At 72.3% G+C, this 11,664-nt stretch carries 11 protein-coding genes and 1 tRNA gene; 5 read left to right on the top strand and 7 right to left on the bottom strand.

The features are described 5' to 3' along the window. Positions 1–74: 74 nt before the first annotated feature. Together IE255_RS25930 and IE255_RS25925 are read right to left on the bottom strand one after the other, a co-directional pair. Positions 75–1,565, bottom strand: a complete 1,491-nt coding sequence (locus IE255_RS25930; protein WP_190052776.1) for an aminopeptidase P family protein — start codon at positions 1,563–1,565, stop codon at positions 75–77. 76 nt (positions 1,566–1,641) lie between these two features. Next, positions 1,642–3,150 carry a PP2C family protein-serine/threonine phosphatase gene (locus tag IE255_RS25925; protein WP_190052775.1) on the bottom strand — a complete coding sequence of 503 codons (1,509 nt, stop codon included), beginning with the start codon at positions 3,148–3,150 and terminating at the stop codon, positions 1,642–1,644. Between the two features lie 502 nt (positions 3,151–3,652). On the opposite strand from IE255_RS25925, the gene IE255_RS25920 reads away from it, so the two are divergent. Together IE255_RS25920 and IE255_RS25915 are read left to right on the top strand one after the other, a co-directional pair. After that, on the top strand, positions 3,653–4,318 hold the full coding sequence (locus IE255_RS25920; protein WP_190052774.1) for a bifunctional DNA primase/polymerase: 666 nt from the start codon (positions 3,653–3,655) through the stop codon (positions 4,316–4,318). A gap of 55 nt (positions 4,319–4,373) precedes the next feature. Further along, entirely contained in the window at positions 4,374–4,937 is a 564-nt protein-coding gene (locus IE255_RS25915; protein WP_190052773.1) for a hypothetical protein, read from the top strand. A gap of 221 nt (positions 4,938–5,158) precedes the next feature. Here the strand turns inward: IE255_RS25915 and IE255_RS25910 are convergent, their stop codons facing one another. The 3 genes from IE255_RS25910 to IE255_RS25900 all read right to left on the bottom strand — a co-directional run bounded on the left by IE255_RS25910 (position 5,159) and on the right by IE255_RS25900 (position 7,893). Next, a complete protein-coding gene (locus IE255_RS25910; RefSeq protein ID WP_190052772.1) occupies positions 5,159–6,148 on the bottom strand; it encodes a DUF5926 family protein in 990 nt (329 codons plus the stop codon). A 110-nt stretch (positions 6,149–6,258) separates the two neighbouring features. Next, entirely contained in the window at positions 6,259–6,897 is a 639-nt protein-coding gene (locus tag IE255_RS25905; protein ID WP_190052771.1) for an ATP-binding protein, read from the bottom strand. A gap of 168 nt (positions 6,898–7,065) precedes the next feature. Then, positions 7,066–7,893 carry a glycerophosphodiester phosphodiesterase gene (locus IE255_RS25900; protein WP_190052770.1) on the bottom strand — a complete coding sequence of 276 codons (828 nt, stop codon included), beginning with the start codon at positions 7,891–7,893 and terminating at the stop codon, positions 7,066–7,068. Positions 7,894–8,179: 286 nt separating this feature from the next. Here IE255_RS25900 and IE255_RS25895 point away from each other — a divergent pair, with 286 nt between their 5' ends. The 3 genes from IE255_RS25895 (at position 8,180) to IE255_RS25885 (ending at position 10,621) form a co-directional block, all read left to right on the top strand. Next, positions 8,180–9,610 (top strand): S1C family serine protease, encoded by a 1,431-nt coding sequence (locus tag IE255_RS25895; protein WP_190052769.1) that lies wholly within the window; start codon positions 8,180–8,182, stop codon positions 9,608–9,610. Between the two features lie 63 nt (positions 9,611–9,673). Next, positions 9,674–9,760: transfer RNA gene (locus IE255_RS25890), tRNA-Ser, on the top strand. 102 nt (positions 9,761–9,862) lie between these two features. After that, positions 9,863–10,621, top strand: coding sequence for a glycosyltransferase family 2 protein (locus tag IE255_RS25885; protein ID WP_190052768.1), 759 nt, complete (start codon positions 9,863–9,865; stop codon positions 10,619–10,621). On the opposite strand, the gene IE255_RS25880 is transcribed toward IE255_RS25885, so the two are convergent. Then, positions 10,616–11,377 (bottom strand): PIG-L deacetylase family protein, encoded by a 762-nt coding sequence (locus IE255_RS25880; RefSeq protein ID WP_190052767.1) that lies wholly within the window; start codon positions 11,375–11,377, stop codon positions 10,616–10,618. The two genes, IE255_RS25885 and IE255_RS25880, sit on opposite strands and share 6 nt — an antisense overlap. Continuing rightward, complete coding sequence (locus IE255_RS25875; RefSeq protein ID WP_190052766.1) at positions 11,377–11,589, bottom strand: ferredoxin; 213 nt, start codon at positions 11,587–11,589, stop codon at positions 11,377–11,379. Before IE255_RS25875 ends, IE255_RS25880 begins: the two co-directional genes overlap by 1 nt. Between the last annotated feature and the right edge of the window lie 75 nt (positions 11,590–11,664).

Below are 11,664 nucleotides of genomic sequence, written 5' to 3'. Positions count from 1 at the left end.
GTCGGCCCGGCAAGGTCGGTCATGATCTCACACGTCAACTACGGCTGACCTGCTGGTTTTTCACCGCCCGAAGCTCAGCCCCTGACGGAGGCCATCCAAGCCTCGACCTCATCGGACCGCCGGGGCAGCGCCGCACTCAGATTCCGGTTGCCGTCCTCGGTGACCAGGATGTCGTCCTCGATCCGCACCCCGATGCCGCGGTACTCCTCCGGCACCGTCAGATCGTCGGCCTGGAAGTACAGCCCCGGCTCGACGGTCAGGCACATGCCCGGCTCCAGCACGCCGTCCACGTACGTCTCGGTCCGCGCGGCAGCGCAGTCGTGCACGTCCATGCCCAGCATGTGACCCGTCCCGTGCAGCGTCCACCGCCGCTGGAGCCCCAGCTCCAGCACCCGCTCCACGGGCCCCTCGACCAGCCCCCACTCGACGAGCCTCTCGGCCAGGACCCGCTGTGCGGCGTCATGGAAGTCCCGGTACTTCGCCCCCGGCTGCACGGCCGCGATCCCGGCCTCCTGCGCCTCGTACACGGCGTCGTAGATCTTCTTCTGGATCTCGCTGAACCGCCCGTTGACCGGCAGCGTGCGCGTCACGTCGGCCGTGTAGTACGTGTGCGTCTCCACACCCGCGTCGAGCAGCAGCAGATCGCCCGACCGCACGGGCCCGTCGTTGCGCACCCAGTGCAGCGTGCAGGCGTGCGGCCCGGCCGCGGCGATCGTGCCGTAGCCGACGTCGTTGCCCTCCACGCGCGCCCGGAGGAAGAACGTGCCCTCGATGTACCGCTCGGAGGTGGCCTGGGCCTTGTCGAGGACCTTCACGACGTCCTCGAAGCCGCGCACGGTCGAGTCGACCGCCTTCTGGAGCTCGCCGATCTCGAACGCGTCCTTGACCAGCCGCGCCTCGGAGAGGAAGACCCGCAGCTCCTCGTCGCGCTCGGCGGTGACCTTGTCGGTGAGCGCGGCCTCGATGCCGGCGTCGTAGCCGCGGACGACCCGCACCGGCCCGGTGGCCTGGCGCAGCGCGTCGGCCAGCTCCCGCACGTCGGAGGCGGGGATGCCGTAGAGCTGCTCGGCCTCGGTGAGGGAGTGCCGGCGGCCGACCCACAGCTCGCCCTGGCCGTCCAGCCAGAACTCGCCGTTCTCGCGGTCGGACCGGGGCAGCAGGTAGATCGTCGCCTCGTGGCCCTCGTCCCTGGGCTCCAGGACGAGGACGCCGTCCTCGGTCTGGTTGCCGGTGAGGTAGGCGTACTCGACGGAGGCCCGGAAGGGGTACTCGGTGTCGTTCGAGCGGGTCTTCAGGTTGCCCGCGGGGATCACCAGACGCTCGCCCGGGAAGCGCGCGGACAGCGTGGCCCGGCGGGCGGCGGTCTCGGCGGCCTGGGGGATGGGCTGGAGGTCACGCAGCTCGGTGTCGGCCCAGCCGCTCTTCATGTTCTCGGCCAGCTCGTCGGACACGCCGGGGTACAGTCCGTTCTTCCGCTGCTTGATCGGCTCTTCGCTCTCTTCCGGGCCCGCTGCGTCAGCAGCAGAATCAGAAGCTTCCGGTGTGAGCTCCTCCGCCACGGTCATCCTCCTCGATACGGCACTGGACCACCGTCCACTGTACGGCGGCGTGGAAGGGGGGCCGGGCCGATGACGAGGAGCGTTACTCGAACCGCGCCGCCAGCAGAACGACGTCCTCCGCGCCGTCCGCCGCGTCCAGCCCGTCCGGCAGCACACTGCGCAGGACGTGGTCGGCGAGCGCGCCGGGGTCGCGCCGCAGCGCCCGGGGCACTCCGGCCGCCGCCGCGTGCAGCCGGGCGAAGGCCCGGTCCGTGGCCTCGCCGGTGCGGTGCAGCAGCCCGTCGGTGTACAGCAGGACCGTCTCGCCGGGCTCGGCGAGGATCTCCACGCTCGGCGCCTCCCAGCAGGCGAGCATGCCCAGCGGGGCCGAGACCGACGTCTCCACGAACTCCGTGCGGCGCTGTCCGATCAGCAGCGGCGGGCTGTGCCCGGCCCCGGCCAGCGTGATCTTGCGGGCGGCCGGTTCGCAGTAGCCGAACAGGGCGGTGGCCGAGCGGGCCGGCTCGGTCAGCCGCAGCAGCAGCTCCAGGTCGGACAGGACCGCGACCGGGTCCTCGCCCTCCATCACGGCGTACGCGCGCAGGGACGCCCGCAGCCGGCCCATCGCCGCGACCGCGCTGGGCCCCGACCCCGTGACGGAGCCGACGGCGAGGCCGAGGGCGGCGTCGGGCAGCGGCAGCGCGTCGTACCAGTCGCCGCCGCCGCGCGGGCCGGTGCGGTGCCGGGCGGCGAGCTGGACGCCGGCCACCCGCGGCAGCCGGGAGGGCAGCAGCTCGTCCGCCATGGCCGCCATGGACGTGCGGGTGCGCTCCAGTTCCAGGAGCCGGGCGAGGTGCTCGGCGGCGTACCGGGCGTACAGGCCGGCGAGGTGGCGCTGCCGCTCGCCTGGCTCGGCGGGTTCGTCGTAGAGCCAGACGGCGGCGCCGAGGCGGCCCGCGGTATCGGTGGAAAGGGGGAGGGCGTAGCTGGCGGAGTAGCCGAGGCGGGCCGCGACCTCACGGTGGCGGGGGTCGAGCCCCTTCTCGGCGAACAGGTCGGGGTCGGCGATCCCGCCCTCGCCGCCCGGGAGTCCTTCGAGGATCCGGCCGTAGGACAGGGCGCTGCGCGGCACGGTCTCGATATGGCCGAGGTCGGCGCGGGCGAGGCCCAGGCCGATGGTGGTGTCCGGGCCGAGTCCGTCCCCGGGTTCGAGGACGACGAGGCCGCGCCGCGCGCCGACGAGGGCGGCGCCGGCCCGCAGCAGTTCCTGGAGCGCCTCGTCGAGGGCGGCCGTGCGCACCAGGCGCTCGGTCAGCTCGTGCAGCGTGGTGAGGTCGGAGACCCAGCCGGCGAGACGGTCCTGGAGCACCGCGCCGGGCGGGGCCGGTGGGTCTGCGGGGGCGGCGGTACCCGCCGCGACGGGCGCGACAGTGTGTGCGGGCGAGGGAACCGTTGAATCGATTCCAGCCACTTTCGGAGGGTGCGGGGCGTTCATGGCGTCCGGCCTTCCGACCGGCGCGTACTGCTCAAAAGCATCGCAAACCCCCATGTCATTCTGCGCCGCTAGCAGTGTCTCCACATGTACACGCACTCGTGAGGAGATGTCCAGCATTGTCCTGCTGGGATTCCTGGTGTCCGTGAGGTCAGAGGGGCCAACTCTCCTTCCTCGTGCCGAAATGCAAAGTTGGCTTAAAACTGCCGCAGGGGACGGCTTATTGCGGTCGACTGGGCTTGCTCGACGGAGCGTCACGACGGTCGTGATGGGTACGTACTCGGTGAAGGCCAGGGGTGGTTGGGAACCACCCGGAACCTGGTGACGGAACCGGGCGTCCTATCCACCGACGACCGTGCCCCATCCTCCCGTGGCGGAGGCGGAGAGAAATACGCGCGACGGCAAACGCCATACTTCGCCACCCCTACGCCACGCCCGTGCTTTTGATAGACGCAGTATGGGCGGGACGGCCGCGGAGGCAGCCAACGCTCGACCCATAGGGGTTCCCCTTGCTTCCGGCAGGGGTGTGATGCGCCAACAGGTACGCACAGTGAAGTGATCGACACATGGTGTGATATGGACCACGGTGTTGCCGGCGTGCAACGGAAAGGAACGAGCGCTCATGCGCGAGATCCTCGGAAGGCGACGCGGGCTCCTGTCCCAGCGCAGTGACGGGAGGCCTGAGCTGATCGGCGCGGCCCTGACCTACGCGACGGAATGGCAGTGGCCCGTACTCCCGGGCGTGGCGGCGGACCCGCAGCGGCACTCCCGGTGCAGCTGCCCCGACCCCGACTGCACGGTGCCCGGCGCGCACCCCTTCGACCCCGGCCTCCTCGCGGCCACCACCGACGGGCGCATGATCCGCTGGTGGTGGGGCAACCGGCCGACGGCGCCGATCGTCCTGGCCACCGGCGGCAAGGCCCCCTGCGCGGTCTCGCTGCCCGCCCTGCCGGCCGCCCGCGCCCTCGGGGCGCTCGACCGCATGGGTATGCGGCTCGGCCCGGTCGTCGCTTCCCCCAGCCGCTGGGCGATCCTCGTCAAGCCGTACTCCATGGAGCAGCTCGGCGAGCTGCTCTACGCCAAGGACTTCGTGCCCGGCTCCCTCCGCTTCCACGGCGAGGGCGGCTACCTGGCCCTGCCCCCGTCCGAGACGGGCCAGGGCGAGATCCGCTGGGAGCGGGCGCCGCTGCCCGGTTCCGCCTCGCCGTGGGTGCCCGATGTCGAGGCCGTGGTGGACGCCGTGGTCGAAGCCCTCACTCGTACGGGTGTGAGCGCGCCCGAGTTCTAGGACCGTCGGGCGCGCCGAGCGCCGCGCACGCCCCGGCGCGTTAAGTTCCGGGGCCATGCCGTGTCATTCCCGGGGCCGCCGCCGGGACCCCCGTAAGACCCGACTGCTCGCCCTCGCGGGCGTCCTTGCGGCGTGTGCGGTCGCACTGCCGCTGGCGGTGGCGTCCGCGGGCTCGGTGAGCGGTGCCGGCGCACATGACTCCGGTTCCGGCGCGCAGACGTCCGACGACAACGCACCCGCCGACGACAAACCACTCGCCGACGACAAGGCACCCGCCGCCGTGCGCTGCGGCCCCGAACTCTCCTCCCCCGACGGCATCGAGGCGCAGACCTGTGTGGTCAGGCAGGGCACGGCCGTCTGGGCCAGGACCTACTACCGCAACGCGACCGGCGAGGCGCTGGACGCCGTACTGAGCCTGATGGGGCCCGACGACCGGACCGTGCGGATGACGTGCGCGGTGGGTGCGGAGGACGAGCCGAGGACATGTGAGACGCCCCGGGAGCCCGCGCGGGGGGAGCCGGCGGCCTACACGGCCGTCGCGGAGTTCGCCCAGCGGGGCGGGCAAGGGCCGCTGCTGCTGCGCTCGGGAAGCAACTCCCCTGCCTGGACAGGCAGTTGACGGGCGGCTACGTGCCGTGAGGGGAAGCGCGGACGAAAAGACCCGGTTGCTGGCGACGGGGGATGCACCAGCAACCGGGCTACAGGAACGGTAACAAGAGATCGGCGGTTCGCAAATTCGATCTCGCCTTTCCAGTCACCGACTGGCTTGTCCCTGCCGGGAGTTGTGCTTTCTGGAGGGAGTCCTGGTTCCTCCCGGACGGGACGCGGCGGCGCGCGCCGTCAGCTCAGCGTGACCTGCCGGTTGGTGAGGCCGCCGCGCGCCCGGCGCTCGTCCGCCGTGAGCGGCGCGTCCGTCGCCAGGGCGGCGGCCAGGCGCTCGGCGAACTCCGCCGCCGGCTTCTCCACGTCCTCGGCCAAGACCCCGCTCGGCAGGTCCCACACCGGCACCGTGAGCCCGTGGGCGCGGAAGGAGCCCACCAGGCGGGTGCCCTCGCCGAGGCTGGAGCGGCCCGCGGCGTGCAGCCGCGCGAGAGCGTCCAGAAGCTGCTCCTCGGGGTGGGGCATGACCCACCGCAGGTGGTTCTTCTCCGGCGTCTCGCACCAGTACGCGGCGTCCACGCCCTGGAGCTTGACGGTCGGGATGGCCGCGGCGTTGGCCCGCTCCAGGGAGGCGGTCACCTCCGGCGTGGCGTTCTCCGGGTCCGGGACCCAGAACTCGAAGCCGCTGTGCACTTCTGGCTCGAAGGCGCCCTCCGGGTCGAGCAGGTCCTGGAGCCGCGGGCTGTCGGCCGGGGCGCGGCGGCCCTGCACGGGCGTGCCGGGCTGCGCTTCCAGGGCGCGCTGGAGGGTGTCGGCGAGGTCGCGGCTGATGTCGCCCGACGCGGTGTCGTTCTGGAGGCCGAGCAGGACCGAGCCGTCGTCGCGGCGCAGGGCGGGCCAGGCCATCGGCAGGACCGTGGCCAGCGTGACCGCGGGGACGCCTTCGGGCAGGCCGCCCCTGAGCGTCAGCTCGACCGTGGCCGCGGGCACCAGCTCGCGCAGGGCCACCCAGTCGCACTCGCCGGGCAGGCCCTCGAAGGGGCGGTGCACCAGCTCGGTCGCGGCGTGGGCGGCGGCCCGGCCGTGACAGGCCTTGTAGCGGCGGCCGCTGCCGCAGGGGCAGGGCTCGCGGGCACCGACGACCGGAACTTCTCCATCAGTGCCTGCGGCGCGGGCCCCGCCCGTGGTCTGCGGGCGCTTGGCCTTCGTCTGGGGTCGCTTCTTGGCCATCGATGGGTCTCCCGGTTACGGCTGGTCTCGTACGGTCGCGAGCCTAGCCGCTGATGCCCCGGGCGACGGGGTCCTGTGGACAACCCCAGGCGCGTCGCGGCGTACCGCGCTCAGTCCATGTCGTCGAAGGCGTCTGCGAAGTCCAGTCCGGGTATCTGGGAGACCGCCGGGGCGGTGACGCGCGTCGCGAAGTCGTCGCGGCGGTGGCCGGCGTCCGGGTCGTACACGTCGTCGTGGACGACGACCCAGACCGTGACCTCGCCACTGCTGTCGTCCCGGACGCCCCAGTCGTCGGCGAGCGCGGTGATGATGTTCAGCCCGCGGCCGCCGTGCGCCGTGACCGACGGGGTCGCGGGGGCGGGGCGGGTCGGGCCGCCGCCGTCCGTGACCTCGACGATGAGTCGGCCGGACGGGTCCACGCGCCACGCGGCACGGACGTCGCCGTCACCGGAGAGGGCGTCGCCCAGCGGTCTGCCGTGTTTGCACGCGTTGCTCAAGAGTTCGGAAAGGATCAGCACGGCGTCGTCGATGACCGATTCCGCTACGCCACCTCTGCGCAACTGCGCGCGCATACAGTGTCTCGCTTCCCCCACGCCCGCAGGGCCATGGGGAACGGCCATGCTCGACGACGTGGGCACCTCCTGTGCCACCACCAACGCCACCCCCGAGACCTCCTTCGCCCCACGCCACGGTGTGGATGCCCCATTGGCCTGTACCGGAAACCGGCCAACCCATCTCCGGTGACGCATTCACCACGACCGAATACGGACCGAACGCGCCGGAGCACTCCCTGTGATCGTGTGGCTGGATTTCATCGGTGTGGCCGAGACGCGAGGATCCCGTCTGACGCGGAGCGGGTCAAGGGGTGTGCATGGGACTGGTGTGACTTGTGTGGTGCCGATACCGGGCACGGAGGGTCAGCGGCCGAGCTGGTCGAGCACCGCGCGCGGGCGGTTGGTGATGATGGCGTCGACGCCCAGGCCGACGCAGAGGTCGACGTCCTCGGGCTCGTTCACCGTCCACACGTGCACCTGGTGGCCGGCCCGCTTCAGGCGCGTGACGCAGCCCGGATGGTTGCGCACGATCCGGAGGGAGGGGCCCGCGATCCGCACGCCCACGGGCAGCCGCCCGTCCCGCAGCCGGGGTGTGACGAACTGCGTCAGATAGACGGTCGGCAGCGTGGGCGAGGCGGCCCGCACGCGGTGCAGCGACCGGGCCGAGAAGCTCATGACCCGCACCGGCGACTCCTCGGCGGCAGCCGGGGCGTCGAGTCCGAACCGCTTCAGCAGGACCAGCAGCCGGTCCTCGACCTGTCCGGCCCAGCGGGTGGGGTGCTTGGTCTCGATGGCCAGCTCCACCCGGCGCCCGGCGTCGGCGACGAGTTCCAGCAGCCGCTCCAGGGTGAGGACGGAGGTCGCCTCGCGGTCCTCCGGGCGGTGCTCCCAGTCGGGGTCCTCGTCACGCCCCTTGTAGGCCTCGCCCGTCTTCCAGGAGCCGAAGTCCAGGGCGGCGAGGTCGGCGAGCTCCAGGGCGGAGACCGCGCCGCGGCCGTTGGACGTACGGTTGATCCGGCGGTCGTGCACGCACACCAGGTGGCCGTCGGCGGTGAGGCGCACATCGCATTCGAGGGCGTCCGCGCCGTCCTCGATCGCCTTGGTGTACGCGGCCAGGGTGTGTTCCGGGGCGTCCTCGGAGGCCCCGCGGTGGGCGACGACTTGAGTCACATGCTGCCGAGCGTGGGTCACCGCGTCATGGTGCCACCGTGTGCGGGTACGCGTCCGGTCGGACGGACCCGACGGCTGGGCAGGTCCGGACGGAGGCATTGGGATTGCATCCTTTTCGCCAGTAATGACCTATATAAAGAATGACCCCGGACCCACAGCAACCGCTTATGGTGCTCTGACGGCCCGTGGGAAAAGCTGACGGCATACAAAGGGATGAGCACAGCTGTATCGCGCCGGACCCGTCGACCAGCGTGAAGAGCGTGACCGAGTGCGACCCAGGAACAGCCGTGGATCGAGGAGAGAAGCTGTGAGCACCGAGAACGAGGGCACCGCGGTACCCCCCGCCCCGTCCGCACCCCCCGTGCCGGTGGACGCTCCCGCTGCTCCGGCACCCCAGGGACAGGCCCCTCAGGGGCCGTACGGGCAGGACCCCCAGGGGCAGCCCGCTCAGGGCCAGGGCGCTCCTGGTGACGCCGGCCACCCCGGCGTCTCCTCCTCCGCCCCCGACCCGTCGTGGCCCCCGCCCCCGCCGCCGACCGCCCATGCGCACGGCGACGGCGGTTCCGGTTACGGCGCGGGCGGCTGGGGTTCGTCGTACCAGCAGCCGGCGCCGAAGTCCGGCCGCGGGCGCGGTGGTCTGGTCGCCGGGATCCTGGTGGCCGCGCTGGTCGCGGGCGGCGCGGGCGGCGGCCTCGGCTACACGCTGGCGAAGAACAACGACGACAGCACCGGCTCGACGACGGTCTCCGCCTCCACCAGCGGCGGCGACGTCAAGCGCGACCCGGGCACGGTCGCGGGCGTGGCCGCCAAGGCGCTGCCGAGCACGGTCACGATCGAGGCCGAGAGCACCAGCGGCGAGGGCGGCACGGGCACGGGCTTCGTCTTCGACAAGCAGGGCCACATCGTCACCAACAACCACGTGGTGGCCGACGCGGTGGACGGCGGCAAGCTGACGGCGACGTTCCCGGACGGCAAGAAGTACGACGCCGAGGTGATCGGCAACGCCCAGGGCTACGACGTGGCGGTCATCAAGCTCAAGAACGCCCCCTCCGACCTGAAGCCGCTCACCCTCGGCGACTCGGACAAGGTGGCCGTCGGCGACGCCACCATCGCGATCGGCGCCCCCTTCGGCCTGTCCGACACGGTGACGACGGGCATCATCAGCGCCAAGAACCGCCCCGTGGCCTCCAGCGACGGCAGCGGCAGCCAGGCGTCGTACATGAGCGCCCTGCAGACCGACGCCTCGATCAACCCGGGCAACTCCGGCGGTCCGCTGCTGGACGCGCAGGGCAACGTCATCGGCATCAACTCCGCGATCCAGTCCACCGGCAACGGCGGCTTCGGCACCGGCCAGTCCGGCTCCATCGGCCTGGGCTTCGCCATCCCGATCAACCAGGCCGAGTACGTCGCCCAGGAGCTGATCAAGACCGGCAAGCCGGTGTACGCGAAGATCGGCGCGTCCGTCTCCCTGGACGACAGCTCCGACGGCGCGAAGATCACCGACCAGGGCGCGGGCGGCGCGCCCCCGGTGGAGCCCGGCGGCCCGGCCGCCAAGGCGGGCCTCAAGCCCGGCGACGTCATCACCAAGCTCGACGACCGGGTGATCGACTCCGGCCCCACCCTGATCGGCGAGATCTGGACGCACAAGCCCGGCGACAAGGTCACGATCACCTACGAGCGCGGCGGCAAGCAGCACACGGTCGACGTCACCCTGGGCTCCCGCGTCGGCGACAACTGACGTCCACCGGCGGGCACCGACCCGTTACCCTTGTCCCCGCGCCGCCGATCACGGCAGGCGCGGGGAGGTGTGCCCGAGCGGCCTAAGGGAACGGTCTTGAAAACCGTCGTGGCAGCGATGTCACCGTGGGTTCAAATCCCACCGCCTCCGCGCTGATGGACAGCTGATGGACAGACGAGAGGGGCTGCCGGGTGCCGGCAGTCCCTCTCGTGTTTTCGAGGCACGTGCTCTGAAAGGTGGTGAGTGCGCGTCGTGAGCCGGCGCATCGTCGTCGTCACCGCTGTGCACGGACCTCATGCCCGGTTCCTGCCGGAGGCCTACGCGTCGCTGTGCGAGCAGGGGCTGCCGGAGGGGTGGGAGTGGCACTGGGTGGTTCAGGAGGACGGGGAGGGGGAGGACGTACGGCCGTATGTGCCCGACGACCCGCGGGTGACCTTCCGGCAGGGGCGGGCCGGTGGGCCCGGTGTGGCGCGGACCGTCGCGCTGGCCCATGCCGAGGGTGAGTACGTGACCGTGCTGGACGCCGACGACCAGCTGGCGGCGGGGGTGCTCGGGCGGAATCTGGCGGTGCTGGAAGGGGACCGCGGTCTCGGCTGGGTGACGTCGCGGGTGCTGGATCTGATGCCCGACGGGTCGACCGTCGGGTTTCCGGGCGATCCCGACGAGGGGGTCATCGAGCGGGGGGCCGTGCTGGAGCACTGGAAGGCCAACGGCTTCCTTGCCCAGGTGCATCCGGCCTCGCTGTTCGTGCGGCGGGAGCTGCTGCTCGCCCTCGGCGGGTGGATGGCCCTTCCCGCCTCCGAGGACACGGGACTGTTGCTCGCGCTGAACGCCGTGAGCCGGGGCTGGTTCTCGGGGGAGGTGGGGCTGCTGTACCGGAAGTGGGGCGGGCAGATGACCGGGCAGGCGGCCCATGCGGACCGCGCCGAGCGTGCTGCTCGGATGGCGGTCGTGGAGGCCAGGGCCAGGGCCTTGGCGCGGCTGCCGTGGGGTTTCCCGGCGGCTCTATGACCGGAGTTCTGTCTGGGGCGGCACCTGGGCGACGGGGTCGTGGCGGATGTAGTACTCGGTGCCGAGCAGCCGCTCCCGCTCGGGCGGCGGGAGCGCCGCGATCAGGCCCGGGACCGCTCCCCGCTCCACCTCCGTGCGATGGGCCAGGACGGCGGCGACCTTGCGTTCCAGCCAGGGGGTGACGTCGACGGCCGCGGTGACCAGCTCGTCCGGGACCGTGCGCATCGCCTTGCCCGTGGGCGCCAGGTGCCCGCCCCATGCCCGGACGGCCGAGTGGGGGTGCGTGGCCAGGTACAGGGCGCTCGGCCGCCAGGGCTCGCCGACGTCCGGGTAGAGGCGTTCGAGTCCGGCGGCGTGGACCGCGAGCAGGGCCACCCGGTGGGTGTGCACATGGTCCTCGTGGCCGGTCAGGCCGCCGTACGCGTCATGGGTGACCACGATGTCCGGGCGGAAGGCCCGCAGGTGGGCGACCAGTTCCCCCACCGCCTGGTCCAGCGGGGCGTCGCACAGGCGTGGTCTGCCCGGGGCCGAGCCGGGGACGCGGGAGTCGGCGTAGCCGAGCATCCGCGGCTCGCCGGCGCCGAGGACGCGGAGGGCTTCGGCCAGTTCCGCGGCGCGCGGGGTGTCCTCGGCCCAGGTCGCCGTGACGACCGCGGTGCGCGCGCCCGCGGACGCGTGCCGGGCGAGGACGCCGCCCGCCGACAGGGACTCGTCGTCGGGGTGGGCGAAGACCGCCAGCAGACTCGGCGCCGGCATCATCCCTCGCCACGGGCGTCCGGCGACGCGGTGATGCGGATCGCCTGGCTCGGGCACTTCTCCGCCGCTTCCAGGATCTCCGGGTCGTCGCCCGTCTCCTCGCGGCCCGGGCGGACGACGCCGAATCCGTCGACGAACTCGAAGACCGCCGGGGCCCGGTGGACGCACTCGGCGGAGCCGTAGCAGAGCTCGCGGTCTACGGAGACCTTCATGCCTCTTCATCCCCCTCCTCGCGGCAGCGGAAGCCCTGCCGCGAGGAGTTGACTGCCCAGCGCACCTCCGGCTGA

The organism is Streptomyces lomondensis (genome assembly GCF_014651035.1).
In the GTDB taxonomy this organism is placed as follows: Bacteria; Actinomycetota; Actinomycetes; order Streptomycetales; family Streptomycetaceae; genus Streptomyces; species Streptomyces lomondensis.
This window is presented reverse-complemented; position numbering and strand designations above follow the sequence as displayed.